We start from the raw sequence: 19888 nt of genomic DNA, 5'->3' as shown, positions 1-19888 counted from the left end.
TTCCTTGAACAGTCGTTAGAGGCGAGCCCACGCTTCCGTGAGCACGTTGCGGAGGATCGACCCGATTTCGTCGAACTCCTTCGGCCCCGCGATCAGCGGCGGCGCGAGCTGGATGACGGGGTCGCCACGGTCGTCGGCGCGGCAGTAGAGCCCGGCCTCGAACAGCGCCTTCGACAGGAACCCACGCAGCAGCCGCTCCGACTCCTCGTCGGTGAACGTCGCCTTGGTGGTCTTGTCCTTGACCAGCTCGATGCCCCAGAAGTAGCCGGAGCCCCGGACGTCGCCGACGATCGGCAGGTCCTTGAGCCCGTCGAGGGTGGCCTGGAAGAGCGGCTCGTTCTTGGTGACGTGGCCGAGCAGGTCCTCGCGCTCGAAGATGTCGAGATTGGCCAGCGCCACGGCCGCGGAGACCGGGTGCCCGCCGAAGGTGTAGCCGTGGGCGAACATCTGGTCGCCGCTCTTGAACGGCTCGAACAGCCGGTCGTGCGCGATCATGGCCCCGATGGGCGAGTAGCCGCTGGTCAGGCCCTTGGCACAGGTGATGATGTCGGGCACGTAGTCGAACTTCTGGCCGCCGAACATCGTGCCGAGCCGGCCGAAGGCGCAGATGACCTCGTCGGAGACGAGCAGCACGTCGTACTCGTCGCAGATCTCGCGCAACCGCTGCCAGTAGCCGGCCGGCGGCGGGAAGCAGCCGCCGGCGTTCTGCACCGGCTCGGCGAAGACGGCGGCCACCGTGTCGGGGCCCTCCATCTCGATCGCGCGGGCGACGCGGTCGGCGGCCCAGATGCCGTACTCCTCCGGGCTCATCCCCTTGATGCCGCTGATCTCGTCGGCGCGGTAGTAGTTCGTGTTCGGTACCCGCACCGAACCGGGCACGAGCGGCTCGAACATCTGCTTGAACGCCGGGATGCCGGTGATCGACAGGGCGCCCTGCGGGGTGCCGTGGTAGGCGATCTGGCGGCTGATGACCTTGTGCTTGAGCGGCTTGCCGATGAGCTTGTAGTACTGCTTGGCCAGCTTCCAGGCGGACTCGACCGCCTCGCCGCCGCCGGTGGTGAAGAAGACCCTGTTGAGATCGCCGGGGGCCAGGCTCGCGAGCCGCTGTGCCAGCTCGGCCGCCTTCGGGTGCGCGTAGGACCACAGCGGGAAGAAGGCGAGTTCCTGTGCCTGCTTGGCGGCCGCCTCGGCCAGCTCGCTCCGGCCGTGACCGGCTTGGACCACGAAGAGTCCCGCCAGGCCGTCCAGGTAGCGTTTGCCGTGGATGTCGTAGATGTAGGAGCCCTCACCGCGAACGATGGTCGGGATCTCCGCCTGCTGGTAGGCGCTGTGCCTCGTGAAGTGCAACCACAGGTGATCCTGCGCGGCCTTGAGAATCTCGTTTTCCGGCTGCGTCATGATTATCTTCCCTCGTGTCTGATCTCCCCACAGTCTGCATGTTCACCTCGGGTTTGCCAAGCGAAAGCGTCGCAGCAGTGTGCAAGAAAACCGAGATCCGCAGGAACGGTATGTAACAGCTGCGAAATCCGCAGGTAGATGAGTGCGCATGTCATGCCCGTTTCACGGTTTGTGAAGGCTTTGTGATGCAATGAGGCGTTAACCATCGAGAACGACCCCGGGGGACCGTCCGTGACTCCTGACCAGATCGAGAGCGCCGTCGCGGCCGCGATGCCGCAGTCCGTCGAGGACCTCAAGCGGCTCGCCGCCATCCCGTCGGTGGCCTTCCCCGGGCATCCCGAGGAGCCCGTGCTCGCCGCCGCCGCCATGACCGAGGAGCTCCTGCGTAGCACGGGGCTGACGCACGTGCAGCGGGTCGCGGTCGAGGGCAGCTTCCCCGCGGTGTACGGCGAGGTGGCCGCGCCGCCCGGCGCGCCCACGGTGCTGCTCTACGCGCACTATGACGTGCAGCCCGCCGGTGACCCGGCCGCCTGGCGCACCTCGCCGTTCGAGCCGACCCTGATCGACGGCCAGCTGTACGGCCGGGGCACCGCGGACGACAAGTCGGGCATCATCTCGCACGTCACCGCCCTGCGCGCGTTCCAGGGGCAGTTCCCCGTCGGGGTGAAGGTCCTCATCGAGGGCCAGGAGGAGTACGCCGGGGAGCGCCTGGAGGCGTTCGTCGAGCGCAATCCCGACCTGCTGCGGGCCGACGCCATCGTGGTGGCCGACTGCGGCAACCCGCGCCTCGGCGACCCCGCGGTCACCACCTCGCTGCGCGGCATGGCCGCGTTCACCATCGAGGTCCGCACCCTGCGCGAGCCGGTGCACAGCGGCCAGTTCGGCGGCGCCGCCCCCGACGCGCTCTCGGCGCTCATGCGCATGCTGACCTCGCTGCACGACGACAACGGCGACATCCGAGTGCCGGGCCTGCCCCGCGGGACCTTCCTCGGCCAGGGACCGTCGGAGGAGGAGTTCCGCAAGACCGCCGGTGTGCTGGACGGCGTGTCGCTGGTCGGCTCCGGCTCCTTGGCGGACCGCCTGTGGGCGTCGTACGCCATCACCGTGACCGGCATCGACGCGCCCACGGTGTCGGGCGCCATCAACGCGGTCCAGCCCGCGGCCCGCGCCCGCGTCACGGTCCGCATCCCTCCGTCCGGCGATCCCAAGACGACCGTGAACGCGGTGGTCGAGTTCCTGCGGCAGGTCACGCCGTGGGGCGCGCAGGTCTCGTTCGGCGACTACACCGTGGGGTCGGGCTTCCAGGCCGACTCGGGCGGCAAGGCCCGCACGGCGCTCAACCGGGCGATGGAGCGCGCCTTCGGTCGGCCGCCGCGCGACGTTGGGGCGGGCGGGTCGATTCCGCTGGTGAACACGCTGCTGAAGCAGTTCCCCGCGGCGGAGATCCTGCTGTTCGGGGCCGAGGACGAGGAGGCGGCCATCCACGCGCCCAACGAGCGGGTGGACCTGGAGGAGCTGCGCCGCGTCGCCACCGCCGAGGCGCTGTTCCTGCGGGAGCTCAGCCTGCCCTCCGCGCTCGGCGTCTGATTCCCCCTACAACCTCAGCGATCCGCCGCTGCTCCCCGCTACAACCTCAGCGATCCGCCGCGCTTGACGGTGCGGATGATGGGGGCCGTCTCCATGGTGGTGACGGCCTCCAGGGCGGCGAGCCGTTCGGTGAGGTAACGGCCGAGGTCCAGTGGGTCGCGGCAGTTCAGGGCCGCGACCAGATTGGTGGGGCCGGTGGTGAGGGCGGCGAAGGCGATCTCGGGATGCCGCGCCAGCGCCGCACCGACCTCGACCGCCTTGGCCGGCGGGGCGGCGATCCACAGCCGGGCCTCGGTGCCGAATCCGAGCGCCGAAGGCGGTACGTCGAGCTGGTAGCTCAGGATTCCCTGGCCGCGTAGCGCGTACAGGCGGCGTTTCACCGTGGTCTCCGACCAGCCGGTGGCGGCGGCCAGCTCGGCGTAGGACGCGCGGCCGTCCAGATTGAGCGCCCGCAGCAGCGCCTTGTCGCCCTCGTCGAGGTCGATCGGGCCGTCTCCGGCCTCGACCGGAGGTGGGCGCAGCCGGTCGGCCTGTTCGGGTGACAGCCAGGCCAGCCCCTGCCAGCCGTCCGGCAGGACGAAATTGCGCAGCAGCAGGTGAGCGGAGACCGAGACGACCCGGCTGGTGCGGGGCAGTTTGTCCAGCAACAGGGCGTCCTGGTCGCGGGTGCCGCGCGTCCGTACGGTGCAGGAGATCTCGGTGCCGCCGGACATCAGGTACACGAAGGACGTATCGTCACGGGCGGCCAGCGCCTTGGCGACCGGCACGGCCGCGTCCGGGGTGCAGCGCAGCCGGATGGTCCACTGGGTGTGCCCCAGCCGAGCGCCGTTGACCAGGCCCGCCACCCGCAGGACACCCTGGCCGCGCAGCCGCCGGTAGCGCCGGGCCACGGTGTTCTCCGAGACCCCGAGCACGTCGGCGATCGTCCTGAACGGGGCCCGGCCGTCGATCTGCAACGCGTGAACCAGGCCCCTGTCGACGGTATCCATCCAGACATCCCTGTGCGGTGACGGTTTCCGGCGATCCTAGCCGCCTGAATGGGACGGTTGGACGGTCGTGCGCGACGCTCGTCGCATGAACATCCTCGTCCTCGCCGCCACCGGAAACGTCGGCGGCCAGATCATCACCCAGCTGCGCGAGAGCGGCCACGCCGTACGGGCGGTCACCCGTGATCCGCGCACCGCTCGCTTCCCCGCCGAGGTCGAGGTGACGCGCGGCGACCTGTCCGCGCCGGACACCATCGCGGCCTGCCTGGACGGCATCGACGCGGTGTTCCTGCTCTGGCCGCTGCACACCGGCGAACAGCTGCCCGCCGTGCTCGACGTGATCGCCCGGCGGGCCCGCCGGGTGGTCTTCCTGGGTACGGGCGGTGTTCCCGATCTCAGCTTCGAGGAGCAGGAGAAGCTGGTCCACGGCTGCGGGATCGAGTCCACCATGATCAGGCCGAGCACCTTCGCGGTGAACACGTTGTGGTGGGCCGACCAGATCCGGGCCGGTGACGTCGTCGAGGGGGCTTACGGCGAGCTGCCGATGTCCCTGATCCATGAGGCCGACATGGCGGCCGTCGCGGTCCGCGCCCTCACCGAGCCGGGGCACGACGGCGCCACCTACACCTTGACCGGCCCGGAGGTACTCACACAGGCCGAGCAGGTCCGCGTCATCGGCGAGGCACTGGGCCGGCCGCTGCGCTGGCGGGAGCTCACCCGCGAGCAGGCCCGAGAGCGGCTGCTGGCCGACGAGAGCTTCCCCGACTCCTTCGTCGACGTGCTGCTCGACGGCTACGCCGCCATGCTCGCCGGGCCGCCCCCAGTGCTGACCGCCACCGTCAATGACGTCACCGGGGCCCCGGCACGATCCCTGCGCCAATGGGCCATGGACCACGCGGCCGACTTCAGCTGACGGGGGCTGACAGGGTGAGCGGGGGGCGGGCGCACCGGATTGACACCTATGTCACCGGACGTCAGTTTTGATTTATGGAGGAGTTTCGCATGGTGCGCGAATTCTCGCTCGCGACCGCTGCCCGATTATTCAGCCCGCTCATCCTGTTGGTCCCGGTATGCCTGATGCTCCCGGGCTCTCATGTCGCATGGGGGTTGACCGCCGCGGTAATGGCGATGCTCGCCATTGGCGTACGGCTGGCCTGGCACCGACAGATGGCCGCCGACACGGTCGTACGTTTCTCCGCTCAAGGCGTGGAGATGGAAGACGCGTACGGGTCACGCGTACGCCTGGCATGGCGGCACATTGAGCGCGTCGATGTCGTGGAAAGTCGAGTGCCGAGCCCGCGCACCATCGCCGAGGCGGACCGGATTTATGTCCGGACCGGAACCAGGAAATGCATCGGCGTGGTCGGCTGGGGGGAATATGAGGTTTCTCCCAGCGCTCCTGGCTGGTTGTTGTGCCATCTGGAACGGATGCCGGTCGACCCGGCGACGGGATTACAGAAACTGAGCATTCCCCTTGGCGTGGTCGACCCACTGTGGGAACACGGGCCGATGGGCGATCGGGTCCGCCACCACCGGCCCGATCTGCTGGCCGGCGATCAGCTCCGGGTCAGCGTGGGAGGCGACGGAAGGCTCTGAGATCAGGCGTCGGCGTCCTCGAGCAACGTGCGGATGAGCGGTACGGCCAGGCGGAGGACATCGTCGAGGTCGGCCTCGGCCAGGTCGGGCATGCGCACCAGGTGGCGGTGGACGGTGATGCCGAACATCATCGCGCCCGCCAGCGCCGCCCGCAGGCGCGCGTCGGGACCGTGGACCCCGGCCGCGATCCGGTCGATCGCCTCCGAGGTCACGTGTTCGCGGAGCAGCTGGGCGGCTTCCTGGCTGGTCATGCTGGTGCGCAGGAGTACGGCCATCGGGCTGTCGGGGACGGCGGCCCAGCGCTCGAGCATGGCGCGCAGGTAGTTTTCGGCGGAGCGGCCCGGGTCGTCGGTGGTCAGGGAGTCGACGTCGAGGCAAAGGTCGAGCGACTCCCGGAACAGTTGCTGCTTGGTGCCGAAGTATTGGATGACCGAGGACTTGTCGACGTCCGCCTCGGCCGCGATCGCGCGGATGGTGGCGCGTTCGTAGCCGACCTCGCCGAAGGTGCGGCGGGCGGCCTCCAGGATCCGGCGGCGAGTGCGCTGGCCCTTGCTCTCGTTCTCCCACGCCTGGCCGGCGATCTCATCGGTCGACATGGGCCCACCACCTCCTGCTGGCCTCCGATGGTAACGGGCTCAGGCACCACCAGAGGCCGGGCAGGGCGTCGGGTCGAGCGGATCTAGCGGACCTCCTCGATGGACGAAGGGAACTGCCCCGCCATCAGCTCGCCCATCCTGCGCTGCAGCGACTCGGAGTCGTTGAGATGCGGGAACGGCTCATCGGGAACCTCGACGTCCAGGAACTCGCACAACGGCTCCCACCCCTGGCGCACGTCGAATACCAGGAGCCGGCTCGCGGGCAGGCTCGCCTCGACGGTGGCCCGGTGGCGCTCGAACGCCTCGATGGCGACCTTCTCGTCGGGCATGCCGCCCATGGGGGTCCAGCCCTGGCCGAAGGTGTCCTCCCCGATCGCGCTCAGCACCGGCTGCATCTTCTGCATACCCTCGAAGATCTTCGCCGCGGCGGGTGGCAGCGTCGACGGGTCCATGGACATGGTCCGGCCGGGGCCGTTGGAGAAGAGATTCTGCATGCTGACGTACCAGCGAGCGGGGTCGCGGACGGTCAGGATGACCTTGGCGTCGGGGTAGGCCGCCGCCTGCTCGCGCCAGAACCCGCTGGCCGGCCAGTCCTGGGCCGACTGGTAGCCGTCGAACACCTGGTCCCAGTCCACCGGCTCTCCGGAGGTGACTTTCACCCACCGGTCGGCGTGCTCGGGCTTGGTCAGGATCTCGAACATGTGGTAGCAGGGGCCGAAGCCGAGCCGCTCCAGCGCGGCCTTCATCGAGCTGGTTCCGGTACGCGGGAACCCCGCGCCGATCACTTTCAGCATTGCTGTGCCTCCCGTTTCCAGCGGCTGACGCGCGCCTCTGGCTGAGAGTAAAGGACTAGCCCACAGATCTCAACGCTTGTACATTTTTTCCCATTATGGCCGGGTCGGTGCCGCTTTTGGCCGCGCTTTTGGTCGCGCTTTTGGTCGCGCTTTTGGGCGGGTCAGCGCCTGCCGGCCGTCCCGTACCTGAGCAGGTCGAGCAGCCGCGCGGACTGGTCCGAGCCGGTCAGCGCTATCGCGTTGGCGAGGGTCATCAGCTCGCGGACGGTCAGGTCGGCGCGGACCTCGCCCGCGTCCTGGGCCCTGATGAGCAGGGCAGAGGCGGTGGCCAGCATCTTCTCGTGCCACTCGCCGAACAGCGCCGAGCCGTCGCGCGGGAGTTCCAGCGCCAGGTCGCGCTTGCCGGCGACGTGCGCGACGAAGGCGCCCAGCCACTCGTGCAACGCGTCGCCCGGCGAACCGGCCGTCAGGAGGGCGTCACCGCTCTCGCACAGCTCGGTCACCTCGTCGGCGTAGACGGCGATGATCAGATCCTGGCGGGTCGGGAAGTGCCGGTACATCGTCGCGTTGCCGACCCCGGCATGGCGGGCGACGTCGTCGAGCGGCACGTCCACGCCGCGCTCGGCGAACAGCTTCCTGGCCGCGGCCAGGACCGCGTCGTGGTTGCGGCGCGCGTCCGCCCGCCTGGGGCGCTCTGCCGGCATACGGCTCAGCCTAGCCGCGCTGGAAGCACCCTTGCGGAAGGCTAGCGGCGCTGGAAGCGCCAGCGGGTTTGGCTGAAGTCGCCCTTGCGGAAGCCGAACGCCTTGGCCGGGGCCACCGCGAACACCAGCGCCCGGTCGCCGCCCGAGTTCAGGAAGGCGTCGTCGTCCACCTCGAAGCGCCAGTCGCTGCCGTACTTGTCCCCGTAGGCGTCGGCGAGCCGCTTGAGCCGGCCGGTGTCGGTGACCCGCTCCGCGACGCCTTCCACGACCACGTCGAGGCCCTCCTGCAGAGAGTTGGTGCCGGTCGTGAGCGTGCAGTGCTGGTTGGACTCCAGGTTGCGGGCCTTCTGCTCGCCCGCGCCGGTACAGAAGTAGAGCGTGCCGTCCTGCCAGACGGCCAGCAGGGTCGTGACGTGCGGGCTGCCGTCGGAGCGTACGGTGGCCAGCCAGAATGTCTGGGCGTGTTCCAGGGTGTCGCGCGCCCGTGCCCACTCGGTCGCGGTGGCGCCCTCGGCGCTGTATCTGGCGTCCAGCTCGGTGATCGGTTCCATGATGGCTTCTCCTCGATGGGCCTACCCGGGTACTGACCGCTCCGCAGGTGGAAACTCATCGGTGAGAGCCGGTGACTAGGCCGGCGTCCTGACGGGCAGGTCGTAGACCCGGCGCACGCTGCTGCCGAGCCTGCTCACGTCGGCCCCGTACACGTGCACCGACACCCCGACCTCGTCACTCACATTGATCACCTTGTGGATGTCGCCGGGCGGCGCGAACCCGCTGGCCTCTCCCGGCAGGTTGGCGGCCTGTCCGATCTCCAGCAGGTGGTCCCCCATGTCCCGGTAGAGCGTCTCGTGTTCGATCCCGCTGATCACGCCGAACGCGCACCACGACACGTGGTCGTGGATCACCGTGTACTGGCCCGGCCGCCATACGACCGTCACGATCGAGAAATCGTCACACGCGTACAGCGCCTGGGACACGTACGTCTCGGGCGATCCCGCTCGTTCCTCCGCCGTGAGCAGGTCGAGCCCGGGCAGCCGCGGGCGGAGCAGATCCGCCACCGCGAACGCGGTCTCCCTCGGGGCGAGACGGCGGGCGGTGATGTCGCCGATGTCCGACACGAGGGCGTCGAGCCCCGGCCGAATCAGCACCGTGTCCATGTTTGCCTCCCTCTCTCCCCTCTTACAGTGCTACGTCGAGATCCATAGGTCCAACAGAAGTTTTGTGGCTCATCAATAGATATGGTTGATGAATGCTGGATGTCGTACGGCTCCGCGTCCTTGTCGCCGTCGCGCGTACGGGCTCGCTGACCGCCGCCGCCAAGGAGCTGCACTACTCGCAGCCGTCGGTCAGCCACCACCTCGCCCGTCTCGAAGCCGAGACCGGCGCCAAGCTCGTGCAGCGCGTCGGGCGGGGCATCCGGCTCACGGAGGCCGGCAAGCTGCTCACCACGCGGGCCGACGACATCATCGGCCGCCTCGACGCCACCGCCGACGAGCTCGCCGCGCACGTGGGGCTGCGCTCGGGGCGGGCCCGGCTGGCCGCGTTCCCCTCGGCGCTGGGCACCTTCATCCCCAGGACGGCGACCCGGCTGGCGGGTTCGCATCCCGGGCTGCGGCTGCACCTCACGGAGACCGAGCCGCCGGAGGCGCTCCGGCTGCTGCGGAGCGGGCGGGTGGATGTGGCGGTGATGTTCCGCTACGACGACACGGCGCCGGAGGACCCGGGGATCCAGATGATCCACCTGCTCGACGACCCGAGCTACCTGGTGTTCTCTGGCGGCTCGGGGAATTTGGGGGCACACGCCGGGGACCCCTGGATCGCCGGGTGTGACCGGTGCCGTAGCCATCTGCTCGACATCTGCGCCAAGGCGGGGTTCGAGCCGCGGATCTCCTTCACCAGCGACGACATCGTGGCCGTACAGGCGCTGGTGGCGGCGGGCATGGGGCCCACTGTGCTGCCCGGACTGGCGCTCAGCGCGCACCGGCATCCGGACGTGGAGGTGGCCCCGATCCCGGGTTCCATCAGGCACGTGTACGCGGCGGTCTACGGCGACCCGCCCCACCCGCCGGCCACAGAGGCGCTGCTGTCGGCCCTGGTGGAGAGCGTCTGACCCATCGCGCGGAAATCGGTTGGCAGCAGCGAGGGCGCCTGCCATCCATCGTGTCGTGACGGCGTGACGGCGCGGAATCCCGTTGACTGCAGCGAGGGGCGCACGCCTACCATGAGCGACATGCCGGATTTCGCGACGCTCGCTCTCTTCTGCGCGGCCACCCTGGCCCTTCTCCTGGTGCCGGGTCCCGCGGTTCTGTTCATCGTCACCAGGAGCGTCGCGCAAGGCAGGTCGGCGGGCCTGGTCTCGGTGCTCGGCGTCCACACGGGCTCGGTGGTGCACGTGGTCGCCGCCGCCCTTGGCATCAGCGCGCTGGTGGCCGCCTCCGCCACGGCGTTCACCGTGATCAAGTACGCGGGCGTCGCCTACCTCGTCTGGCTCGGGGTGCGCAAGCTGATGAACCGGACCTCCGCCTCGGCCGAGGAAGCGGTCGAGGTGGAGACGCATTCCAAGCGGCGGATGTTCTGGGAGGGCTTCGTGGTCAACGTGCTCAACCCCAAGACCGCCATCTTCTTCCTGGCCTTCCTGCCGCAGTTCACGGATCCGGCGGCGGGGCCGGTCGCGCCGCAGATCCTGGTGCTCGGGCTGGTCTGGATGGGGCTCGGGATGACCACCGACGGCACGTACGCGCTGCTCTCCTCGGCCCTGGCCGGCCGGGTCCGCCGCTCCACGCGGGCGCGGCGCCGCCTCGACATCGGCAGCGGCCTCGTCTACCTCGGCCTGGCCGCCCTGCTCACGGGTGAGAAGGCGTAGCACCTGACCGCCCTGGTCACAGGCAAGAAGCCGTAGCACCTGGCCGCCCTGGTCACGGGTGCGGAGACATAGTAAGCGGGGCAATTTCCTGCCTGGGGGCGAGCCCGGATGGGATAATGGTGGCACCCTCGTCGGGGGACGACACATCGGGACGTAGCGACTAGGCGGGCCCCATGGACAGGCCACCGCACCGCCTCGGGGTCAAGCGCGTCGTCGAGGTCCACTCTCTGCCGAGCCTCCTGCGGCGCGCCCGCGAACCGCTGCCGCCCGACTGCCCGGACTGGCCGCTGCTGGTGCCGGAGCACGCCGTCGTACCCTTCCTGGGGCGCCGCGAGGAGCTGGCGACGCTACGCGCCTGGGCCGACGACCCGGCACCGCTGTCGATCGCGGTGCTGACGGGCCGGGGCGGCACGGGTAAGACCCGGCTGGCGGGCGAGCTGTGCACGGAGCTCGCCGAGGTCGGCTGGGACGCCGGTTTCCTCACCACCCCTTACCCCTGCGCCACCCGCCTCGACGTACTCCGCCCCACCCTCCTCGCCGTCGACCACCCGGAACCGTGGGCGGCGGCGATCGGCGAACTCATCGGACACCTCGGCGCCGGTCAGCGACGCCGTCGCCGGGTCAGGATCCTGCTGCTCACCCGCGAGCCCGCCGACGGCGAGTGGTGGCGTCGCCTGGTCCTGGCCGCCGCCGACCGTACAGAGCACCGCGCCAACGCCGCGCCTGACGCGAGTGGCATGCCCAGTGTCGGCGGCTTACCAGGCGCGCCCGACGGGCCTGGCGGGCCTAGCCTGAGTGGCGGACCTGGCGTGAGTGGCATGGGTGACCTGAGCAGCCTGCCTGGTGTCGGTGGCCTGCCGAAGGAGCTGAATGAGCTGGGCAGCGTCACCGTCCGGCTTGATGACCGTCCGTTGACGCCCGCCGAGCGGGTCGGGCACGCGGCGGCGGCCATGCGGGCGTTCGCGTCGCCCCGCGCCGTCCTGCCCGCTGTCGACGATCCGGGGTACGGCGATCCGCTGCGCGTGCACCTGGCCGCCTTGATGCGGCTGCGCGGGGACGACGTCGAGGGTGGGGAGTTGCTGAGCCGGTTCCTGATGTACGAGCAGCAGCAGTGGATGACGGTATGGCCCGACGGGCACGAGCCGGTGGACGCCGTGACGGCCCGGCAGGCGGTGGCCCTGGTCACGCTCACCACACCCACCCGCCAAGAGCTGCGGGAACTGCTGTCGGCGGTGCCCGGATCCCAGACGTACGACCGCGGTCTGGCGTTGGGCGACTGGCTGGCCCGGCTCTTCCCGGGCCGGTCTGGTCCGCAGGGGAGACTGGCGCCTCTGGGTCCGGAGGTCGTGGCTGAGCAGTTCCTGGCCGAGACCGAAGGTCTGGACGCGCTCGTGCTGGCCGTACACGACCATCCGGCCAGGACGGGCGAGCACCTCCTGCGGATGCTGGACGTCCTGCGGCGGTCGAGCGAGCGGCCCGCCGTACGGTCGGCGCTGCGGTCGCTGCTCACCGCCCGGCTCGACGGGCTGCTGGAGGAGGCGGCGGCCGAGCCGTCCGCGCGACTCGGCGACCAGGTCGAGGTCGCACTCCGGCCGCTGCTGGGGGACACGGATGGGGACGTGGAACGCGGCACGCTGGTGCGCTGCCTGTGCGTCTACGCGAGGTCGTTGCTCGGACGGCAGCGGGCCGTGGAGGCGCTGGCGCAGGTCGAGCGGGCCGCCGATCTCTGCGACGAGCTGGACGAGCCGGTCGGCGCGGCCATGACGTACGCGGTCCTGGGCGCGACGCTGGCCGCTCTCCACCGGCCGCACGACGCGCTGGAGGCCATCGCCTGGTCCCAGGCCGAAGCCACCGCGCTCATGCGCCAGGGCAGGCACGCCGACGCGGTGCGGCCGCTGGGTGAGGCGGTGGCGGCGTTGGAGCGCTTCGCGTCCGGCGATCCGGTCCTCATGGGGCATCTGGCCAACGGGCTGCTCATGCTCGGAGACGCCCTGATCGAGGCGGGGCGGGTGCTGGAGGCCAGCGTCGTGCTGCACCGGGGCACCCAGGTGATCGAGGACGACCTGCTCGGCGCCGTGGCCCAGGCCCGGCTCGACTTCTGCCAGGCCGAGCTGAGCCGCCGCGAGGAGGCGGAAGAGGCGCGAGCCGCTGAACCCGGGGCTTACGAGCCGCCGGACTCCGCTTGTCGCCGAGCCCACCGGTAGTCGGCCTTGCCCGCCGGTGACCGGACCATCTCGTCCACGAACACGTACGTACGAGGCACCTTGTACCCCGACAACCGCTGCCTGCAGTGCGCGTCCAGTTCGTCCGCCGTCACCGCCACCCCCTCGCGCGCCTCGACCACGGCCGCCACCCGGTTGCCCCACCGCTCGTCCGGTATCCCGGTCACCACCGCGTCGAAGACCGCGTCATGCCCCTTGAGCACCGCCTCCACCTCTTCGGGGAAGACCTTCTCCCCGCCGGTGTTGATGCACTGGGAGCCGCGCCCGAAGACGTTCACGGTGCCGTCGGCGTCGACACTGGCCAGGTCGCCGGTCAGCAGCCATCGGGTGCCCTCGGCGTCGGTGACGACCGTACGGGCGGTCTTCTCCGCGTCGTTGTAGTAGCCGAACGAGATCGGCCCCGACTTGGCCACCGTGCCCAGCTCGCCCGAGCCCGGCTCGACGGGCCGCAGCTTCTCGTCGAGCACGGCGAGTCCGGACGTGGCGTTCGGCTGGTAGCGCAGCCCCGCCTCGGGTGAGGAGCCCGCCACCCCGGAGGCGGTGTAGCCGGACTCCGTGGAGCCGAAGCTGTCGAGGATCATGACGTTGGGCAGGGCCCGCTGCAGCCGGTCGCGTACGGATCCGGTGAGGATGGCCCCGGTCGAACTGAGCGCGATGAGTGAGGACGTGTCGTAGTCGCCGCTCTCCAACGCCTCCGCCAGCGGCCTGGCCATGGCGTCGCCGGTGATGCTCAGCGTGGCCACCTTTTCGCGGGCGAGCGCCCGCAGCACCGCGTCGGCGCTGAACTTGCGCACGTAGACCACGGTCGAGCCCATCCACCAGCTGACGAACGTGCCCATCTGCGCGGCCCCGTGCATCAGCGGCGCGGCGGCCATCATCACCATGGGCGGGTTCGCGGCGGCCGCCTGATCGATCACCGCCTGCGGGGTCGGGAGCGGCGCGCCGTACGGGTTGCCGCCGCCGAAGGCCACGAACAGGTCCTCGACGTGCCACATCGCGCCCTTGGGCATGCCGGTCGTACCGCCGGTGTAGATGATGTAGACGTCCTGCGTGGATCGCGGTTCGAAGCCGCGCGTGGGCGCGCCGCGTTCCAGCACCTCGGTGTACGGCACCGCGGTCGCGACGGACGACTGGCCGCCGACCGAGATCAGGTGCTCCAGCAGGGGCGCCTCCCCCATGACCGCCGCCACCCGCGGCTCGAACTCCACGTCGTAGATCAGCGCCCGGATGTCGGAGTCGCGGTAGAGGTAGAGCAGCTCGGCCTCGACGTAGCGGTAGTTGACGTTGATCGGCACCGCCCGGATCTTCAGCGCGGCGAGCATCCCGGCGACGTATTCGATGCTGTTGTACAGGTGCAGCCCGACGTGCTGGCCGGGCTTGATACCGAGGTCCTGGAGGTAGTGGGCGATCCGGTTCGCCTCGGCGTCCAGTTCGGCGAAGGTGCGGCGCTCGTCGTCGCAGACGACGGCCGTCCGGTCGCCGACCGCGTCCACGATCCCTTCGAACAGGTCGGCGTGGTTGAACTCCATCAGGGCTTCTCCCGTCCGACGATCCACATCGCGAAGAACTGGGCTCCCCCGCCGTACGCGTGGCCGAGCGCCAGCCGGGCGCCGTCCACCTGGTGCTCCCCCGCCATCCCGCGTACCTGGAGCGCGGCCTCGGCGAACCTGATCAGCCCCGACGCCCCGATCGGGTTGCTCGACAGCACGCCGCCGGAGGCGTTCCACGGGGTGTCGCCGTCGAGGGCGGTGGCGCCGGATTCGGTGAGCTTCCAGCCCTCGCCGTCGGCCGCGAATCCCAGGTTCTCCAGCCACATCGGCTCGTACCAGGAGAACGGTACGTACACCTCGGCCACGTCGATCTGGCGGCGCGGGTCGGTGACGCCCGCCTGCCGGTAGACGTCGGCCGCGCAGTCCTTGCCCGCCTGCGGGCTGACCGTGTCGCGGTCGGCGCGGAAGATCGGCTCGGAGCGCATGGCCGTGCCGTGCAGCCACGCGGGCGTGCCGGTGACCGCCGACTCCGACGACAGGACCATGGCGCAGGCGCCGTCGCTGGACGGGCAGGTGTCCAGGTAGCGGATCGGCTCCCACAGCATGGGCGTCGACTCGACCATCTTCAGGTCGATGCCGGGGATCTTCAGGTGGGCGTAGGGGTTCTTGAGTGCGTTCAGCCGGTCCTTGACCGCCACCAGGTGGCCGACGTGCTCGGGCGCGCCGGTCCTGCGGATGTACTCCCTGATGTGCGGCGCGAAGTAGCCGCCGGCCCCGACCACCAGCGACGCGCTGAACGGCAGGTGGGTGGACAGGGCCCAGGTGGCGTTGGACTCCGACTGCTTCTCGAACGCCACGACCAGCACCCGGTCGTGCACCCCGCCCTGGATGAGGCTCGCGCCGACCAGTGCGGTGGAGCCGCCGACGCTGCCCGCGGTGTGCACGCGCATCATCGGCTTCCCGGCCGCGCCGAGCGCGTCGGCCAGGTACGCCTCGGGCATCATCACGCCCTCGAACAGGTCGGGCGCCTTGCCGACGACGACCGCGTCGATGTCCTTGAACGTCAGCCCGGCGTCCTCCAGGGCCCGGACGGCCGCCTCGCGGACCAGCCCGGCGATCGACACGTCCCTGCGCTTGGTCGTGTAGTGCGTCTGACCGACGCCGATCACAGCACACCTGTTGCCCATTTTCATGCCTCCAGGACGGTCACAAGGTTGTGCTGCAGGCAGGGGCCGCCGGCGGCGTGGCCGAGCGTGCGGGCGGCCGTGCCGTCGTGGATGCGCCGGGCCGCCTCGCCGATGCGGATGAGGCCGGTGGCCATGACCGGATTGGCGGCGAGCGGGCCGCCGGACGGGTTGATCACCGTGCCGTCGGGCAGCTCCAGCGCCCGGCGCAGGATCGGCTCCTCGTGGGCGAACTGCGTGTGCAGCTCCGCCACCTCGACGGGCCCCTTGCCGACCCCCGCGGCCCGTGCGGCGTCGGCCGCGGAGACCGACCGGGCCAGGTCGCGGGTGCCCAGATAGTGCGGCTCGATGCGGTGCGCGATGCCCCTGATGTACGCGGGTTTGGCGCACAGCTCCCTGGCCAGGTCGCCGGCCGCCAGGACGATCGCCGCCGCGCCGTCCGTGATGGGGGCGACGTCCGACTTCCTGATCGGCTCGACCGCGTACTCGTCGCCGACGTCCTCGGGCAGGTCGAGCGCGTACGGGTTGCTCCGGCCGTCGGCCCGGCTGCGCCGGACGATCTCGTCGAGCTCCTTGCGTTCGGCGCCGGCGGCGCTGGCCTGGAGGGCGGCGAAGGAGAGCTGGTCGAGGCCGAGCGGCGCCAGATAGTACGGGTCCAGCTGGAGCGTCATGATCTCGCGCAGGTCGCCGAGCGACGACTTGCCGAAGCCGTACACCAGGGCGGAGTCGATGTCGCCGTGCTGCAGGCGTACCCACGCCTCGTACAGCGCCCAGGCCGCGTCCATCTCCACGTGGCTCTCGGAGATCGGCGGCCACGCGCCGAGCGCGTCGAGCGCGGAGACGAACGAGAACGGCGCGCCCGCGAGGTAGTCGCAGCTGCCGGAGCAGGTGAAGCCGAACCGCTTCAGCCCGGTCGACTCCTTGACCTCGTTGATGACGGGCAGGATCAGCTCGGGCTCGCTCAGGCCGCCGTCATGGTCGGTGTGGCGGGTCTGGGCGAACGCGACGACGGCTACCTCACGCATCAGAGCTCCACATCCGGCTCGCCGGTGGGGGCGAACCATCGGACGTTGGCCATGGACTTCGTCCGCTCACCCTCGGGCACCCATTCGGCCCTGACCCGCATGCCCTGCCGCACCTCGTGCGCCGGGACGCCACCGACCAAAGCGATCATGGGAATGTCCGCCCCGTCGAGCAGGATGTAGGCGGAGACGAAGGGCACCTCGGGGGCGCGCGGGTCGGGCAGGTTGTTGATGGCGTACGTGGTGATCGTGCCGGTGTCGGGTAATTCGAGCTGGTCGGCGATCGGGCCACCGCAGGCCGGGCAGAAGACGCGGTACGGGACGTACACCTTCTCGCAGCTGGGGCACCGGCCGCCGAGGAACACGCCGCGCTCGACGCCTTCCAGGAAGGTCAGCAGCGATCCGCCCACCTGCAGCCGGTACTCGGCCCGCACGGGGGACACGATCTTCGTGACCTCCGGCGCGAAGTAGGAGATGTCGGTGATGTGACCGGTACGCTCGCTCCGCCAGACGGGCCAGACCCGGCTGCCGATCCGCAGCGCCTTGGCGTTGCCCGCGTCGACGGCGTGCACCAGCGCGGTGTCGGCGCCGTCGAGTTTGATCGTCGCCCAGGCGAACGGCCGGTCGAGCGGGTGGCTCTCGCGCGGCTCGGCCACCCATGCCCACGCGGTCACCGTCCCCGCGGGCCCGACCTCGACGAACTCTTCCGTGACGGCCTCGCCGCTCGCGGGGTCGTACTCCAGCGGCGGCACCAGCACCTTGCCCTCGGCGGTCTGCACGCCGACGATCCGGCCGCCGCGCAGCTCGGTCAGGAAGCGTCCGATCACCGGCCCGGTCGTGCGCGCGTAGCCGCCGGGGAACTCCAGTACGTGCTCCGCCACCAGCGGTTCAGATGGCACGGTCGTGTCCCTCCCAGTAAGGTGCGCGGAGTTTGCGTTTGAGCAGCTTGCCGTTGGGCTCGCGGGGCATCTCTTCGATGAAGTCGATCGATCTGGGCCACTTCATCCTGGCCAGGCGGCCTTCCAGCGAGGCGAGGATCTCGGCCGCGAGCTCGGGACCCGGCGCCGAGCCCGGCGCGGGCTCGACGATGGCCTTGATCTGCTCGCCCCACTCCTCGTCCGGGATGCCGAACACCGCCACGTCCGCGACCTTGGGGTGGATCATGATCTCGTTCTCGATCTCGGCGGGGTAGATGTTCGCCCCGCCCGAGATGATCATGTCGGCCTTGCGGTCGCACAGGTAGAGGAAGCCGTCCTCGTCCAGGTAGCCGATGTCGCCGACGGTGAAGTAGTCCTTGAGCTGGTTCTCGGCGGTCTTGGCGGGGTCGCCCTTGTACTCGAACCGGGCGCCGAGCATCTTCATGTAGATCGTCCCGGGTGTTCCGGTCGGCTGGGGTTCGCCCGCGTCGTCCACGATGAGCAGCTCGCTGATCGGCCAGGCGGAGCCGACCGTGCCCGGGTGTGCCTTCCAGCCCTCCGGCGTGGCCAGGGTGCCGCCGCCCTCGGTGGCCGCGTAGTACTCGTAGACGCAGTCGCCCCACCACTCGAACATCGCCCATTTCACCGGCACCGGGCAGGGGGCGGCCGCGTGGATCATCCACTTGAGCGAGGACAGGTCGTACTTGTGGCGGGTCTCCTCGGGCAGTGCCAGGAGGCGCTTGAAGTGGGTGGGCACCATGTGCGAGTTCGTGACCTGGTACTTCTCGCAGAGGCGGAGCATCTCCTCGGCGTCCCACTTGTCCATGTAGACGAGGGTGTGGCCCATGTGCAGGGCCGTGCCGCCGAACTGGGTGACGGCGGTGTGGTAGTTCGGCGAGGTGATCAGGTGCGCGTTCGGCCGGCCCCGGGTGATGCCGAACAGGCCCGGCAGGAACGACAGCATCTCGGCGGCGTCGTCGGGGTCGAGCCCGTTCAGTGGCCGCCGGACGCCCTTGGGCTTGCCGGTCGTGCCGGAGGTGTAGTGCATGGTCAACCCGGCCGTACGGTCGGGGGGCGCGGTGTCCGGCTGCCCGTCGGTCAGCTCACTGATCCGCCGGAACCCCGAAATATCGCCATCATCTACGGCGAAGCGCCGCTCAGGCGCGATGGCCTCGGCGCCCCTGGCTCCTTCGGCCGCGTACCTGGGGTGCACGAAGAACGCCTGGGCCTCACTGTCGGCCACGATGTAGGCGATCTCGGGCCCGGTCAGGTGCCAGTTGATCGGCGTGTAGTACCAGCCGGCCTGTAACGCGGCCAGGTAGAGGACGAGCCCGTCCACGCCGTTCGGCACCAGGCCGCAGACGCCGTCTCCCGGCTTCAGCCCGAGCTCGCGCAGGCCGTGCACCAACTGGTTCGACCGGGCGAGGAGGTCGCCCGCGCGGTGCTCCGTACCGTCTGGGTCCACGCACGCGATCCAGTCCGGATCCGCCTGCGCCAGTCTCCAGAAACCGAGCGTGCCCATCGAAACTCCTCTTCAGGTGGTCCGAGGCCCCGATAAACAAGAACTTGTTCTCGTTTTGCCTGGGCAGCGTATCCCGGCACCGGAGTCGTAGCAAGCGCTTGATCGAGGTCGTGCCGCCATCATCGTCCGCGGGCTCGCCACAGGGTAGGATCGCTGCCTAACAAGCGCTTGATTCGTTACCTGGAGGCGTCCGTGGAGCTCCTGCCGATCAGCACCCCCCACTGCCGAGTCGAACGCGACGGCCACGTCGTCATCGTCACCATGAACCGGCCGGAGGCGCGCAACGCGCTCTCCTCCGACATGCTGATCGGCCTGGCCTCGGCCTGGGCGTACGTGTCGGCTGAGTCGGAGGTCAGGGCCGCCATCCTCACGGGCGCGGAGGGCACCTTCTGCGCCGGAGCCGACCTCAAGGCCATGGGGCAGCCCTCGACGGACGCCGACGTCCAGGCGCGGGCCGCCCAGATCCCCAACTTCCACTGGAAGGGCCTGCTCCGCGAAGACCTCCCGACCAAGCCGATCGTCTCGGCGGTCGAGGGCTACGCGGTGGCGGGCGGCACCGAACTGCTGGTCGGAACCGACCTGCGGGTGGTGGCGGAGTCGGCCACGCTCGGCCTGTTCGAGGCCAAGCGGGCGCTGTTCCCGATGGGCGGCAGCGCGATCCGCCTGCCCCGGCAGATCCCGTACTGCCACGCCATGGACCTACTGCTCACCGGCCGCTCCATCACCGCGGCGGAGGCCCTGTCCATGGGCCTGGTCAACCGGGTCGTACCGGACGGGCAGGCGCTGGCGGTGGCGCGGGAGATCGCGGACGACATCGCCACCTCGGGGCCGCTCGCGGTGCAGGCGATCCTGCGCACGTACCGGGACACGCTGGGCATGCCGGAGCCGGAGGCCCTCAAGGTCTCGGACGAGATCGGCTGGCCGGTGATCGGCTCCCAGGACGCCCGCGAGGGCGCCAGGGCCTTCAAGGAGAAGCGGGCGGCCACCTACAAGGGCCACTGAGCACG

General features: G+C 70.2%; 19 protein-coding genes. 7 read left to right on the top strand and 12 right to left on the bottom strand.

The window, feature by feature from the left end:
• Positions 1-15: 15 nt before the first annotated feature.
• Complete coding sequence (locus AB0B64_RS25315; RefSeq protein WP_357949373.1) at positions 16-1398, bottom strand: aspartate aminotransferase family protein; 1383 nt, start codon at positions 1396-1398, stop codon at positions 16-18.
• 231 nt (positions 1399-1629) lie between these two features.
• Here AB0B64_RS25315 and AB0B64_RS25310 point away from each other — a divergent pair, with 231 nt between their 5' ends.
• A complete protein-coding gene (locus AB0B64_RS25310; protein WP_357949370.1) occupies positions 1630-2985 on the top strand; it encodes a dipeptidase in 1356 nt (451 codons plus the stop codon).
• A 38-nt stretch (positions 2986-3023) separates the two neighbouring features.
• Here the strand turns inward: AB0B64_RS25310 and AB0B64_RS25305 are convergent, their stop codons facing one another.
• Positions 3024-3974 carry an Lrp/AsnC family transcriptional regulator gene (locus AB0B64_RS25305; protein ID WP_357949367.1) on the bottom strand — a complete coding sequence of 317 codons (951 nt, stop codon included), beginning with the start codon at positions 3972-3974 and terminating at the stop codon, positions 3024-3026.
• 85 nt (positions 3975-4059) lie between these two features.
• Here AB0B64_RS25305 and AB0B64_RS25300 point away from each other — a divergent pair, with 85 nt between their 5' ends.
• Together AB0B64_RS25300 and AB0B64_RS25295 are read left to right on the top strand one after the other, a co-directional pair.
• A complete protein-coding gene (locus tag AB0B64_RS25300; RefSeq protein ID WP_357949364.1) occupies positions 4060-4884 on the top strand; it encodes an NAD(P)H-binding protein in 825 nt (274 codons plus the stop codon).
• 89 nt (positions 4885-4973) lie between these two features.
• On the top strand, positions 4974-5567 hold the full coding sequence (locus AB0B64_RS25295) for a hypothetical protein (RefSeq protein WP_357949362.1): 594 nt from the start codon (positions 4974-4976) through the stop codon (positions 5565-5567).
• A 2-nt stretch (positions 5568-5569) separates the two neighbouring features.
• On the opposite strand, the gene AB0B64_RS25290 is transcribed toward AB0B64_RS25295, so the two are convergent.
• The 5 genes from AB0B64_RS25290 to AB0B64_RS25270 all read right to left on the bottom strand — a co-directional run bounded on the left by AB0B64_RS25290 (position 5570) and on the right by AB0B64_RS25270 (position 8818).
• Positions 5570-6163 carry a TetR family transcriptional regulator gene (locus tag AB0B64_RS25290; protein WP_357949358.1) on the bottom strand — a complete coding sequence of 198 codons (594 nt, stop codon included), beginning with the start codon at positions 6161-6163 and terminating at the stop codon, positions 5570-5572.
• A gap of 83 nt (positions 6164-6246) precedes the next feature.
• Complete coding sequence (locus AB0B64_RS25285) at positions 6247-6957, bottom strand: sulfotransferase family protein (protein WP_357949356.1); 711 nt, start codon at positions 6955-6957, stop codon at positions 6247-6249.
• 161 nt (positions 6958-7118) lie between these two features.
• On the bottom strand, positions 7119-7661 hold the full coding sequence (locus AB0B64_RS25280) for a helix-turn-helix domain-containing protein (protein ID WP_357949353.1): 543 nt from the start codon (positions 7659-7661) through the stop codon (positions 7119-7121).
• Positions 7662-7702: 41 nt separating this feature from the next.
• Positions 7703-8212, bottom strand: a complete 510-nt coding sequence (locus AB0B64_RS25275) for a pyridoxamine 5'-phosphate oxidase family protein (RefSeq protein ID WP_357949350.1) — start codon at positions 8210-8212, stop codon at positions 7703-7705.
• A gap of 75 nt (positions 8213-8287) precedes the next feature.
• On the bottom strand, positions 8288-8818 hold the full coding sequence (locus tag AB0B64_RS25270) for a cysteine dioxygenase family protein (protein ID WP_357949348.1): 531 nt from the start codon (positions 8816-8818) through the stop codon (positions 8288-8290).
• 92 nt (positions 8819-8910) lie between these two features.
• On the opposite strand from AB0B64_RS25270, the gene AB0B64_RS25265 reads away from it, so the two are divergent.
• From AB0B64_RS25265 to AB0B64_RS25255, 3 genes are all read left to right on the top strand, one after another.
• Positions 8911-9771, top strand: coding sequence for a LysR family transcriptional regulator (locus tag AB0B64_RS25265; protein ID WP_358179996.1), 861 nt, complete (start codon positions 8911-8913; stop codon positions 9769-9771).
• A gap of 120 nt (positions 9772-9891) precedes the next feature.
• Complete coding sequence (locus AB0B64_RS25260) at positions 9892-10524, top strand: LysE family translocator (RefSeq protein WP_357949343.1); 633 nt, start codon at positions 9892-9894, stop codon at positions 10522-10524.
• Positions 10525-10697: 173 nt separating this feature from the next.
• On the top strand, positions 10698-12728 hold the full coding sequence (locus AB0B64_RS25255; RefSeq protein ID WP_358179993.1) for a hypothetical protein: 2031 nt from the start codon (positions 10698-10700) through the stop codon (positions 12726-12728).
• Here the strand turns inward: AB0B64_RS25255 and AB0B64_RS25250 are convergent.
• Genes AB0B64_RS25250 through AB0B64_RS25230 form a run of 5 tightly spaced genes read right to left on the bottom strand, consistent with a single transcriptional unit; the run spans position 12686 to position 18881 of the window.
• Positions 12686-14275 carry an acyl-CoA synthetase gene (locus AB0B64_RS25250; RefSeq protein ID WP_358179990.1) on the bottom strand — a complete coding sequence of 530 codons (1590 nt, stop codon included), beginning with the start codon at positions 14273-14275 and terminating at the stop codon, positions 12686-12688. The genes AB0B64_RS25255 and AB0B64_RS25250 overlap by 43 nt on opposite strands.
• On the bottom strand, positions 14275-15423 hold the full coding sequence (locus AB0B64_RS25245) for a thiolase domain-containing protein (protein WP_357949334.1): 1149 nt from the start codon (positions 15421-15423) through the stop codon (positions 14275-14277). The genes AB0B64_RS25250 and AB0B64_RS25245 overlap by 1 nt, the downstream gene beginning before the upstream one ends.
• A 2-nt stretch (positions 15424-15425) precedes the next feature.
• Positions 15426-16445, bottom strand: a complete 1020-nt coding sequence (locus AB0B64_RS25240) for a thiolase domain-containing protein (RefSeq protein ID WP_357949332.1) — start codon at positions 16443-16445, stop codon at positions 15426-15428.
• Positions 16445-17341, bottom strand: coding sequence for an OB-fold domain-containing protein (locus AB0B64_RS25235; RefSeq protein WP_358179987.1), 897 nt, complete (start codon positions 17339-17341; stop codon positions 16445-16447). Before AB0B64_RS25235 ends, AB0B64_RS25240 begins: the two co-directional genes overlap by 1 nt.
• Positions 17331-18881: an acyl-CoA synthetase gene (locus tag AB0B64_RS25230; RefSeq protein WP_357949326.1), complete on the bottom strand. Its 1551-nt coding sequence runs from the start codon at positions 18879-18881 to the stop codon at positions 17331-17333. The genes AB0B64_RS25235 and AB0B64_RS25230 overlap by 11 nt, the downstream gene beginning before the upstream one ends.
• 192 nt (positions 18882-19073) lie before the next feature.
• Here AB0B64_RS25230 and AB0B64_RS25225 point away from each other — a divergent pair, with 192 nt between their 5' ends.
• A complete protein-coding gene (locus tag AB0B64_RS25225) occupies positions 19074-19883 on the top strand; it encodes a crotonase/enoyl-CoA hydratase family protein (protein WP_358179984.1) in 810 nt (269 codons plus the stop codon).
• The last annotated feature ends 5 nt before the right edge of the window (positions 19884-19888 follow it).

The organism is Nonomuraea sp. NPDC049129 (assembly GCF_040648495.1).
Classification (GTDB): domain Bacteria; phylum Actinomycetota; class Actinomycetes; order Streptosporangiales; family Streptosporangiaceae; genus Nonomuraea.
This window is presented reverse-complemented; position numbering and strand designations above follow the sequence as displayed.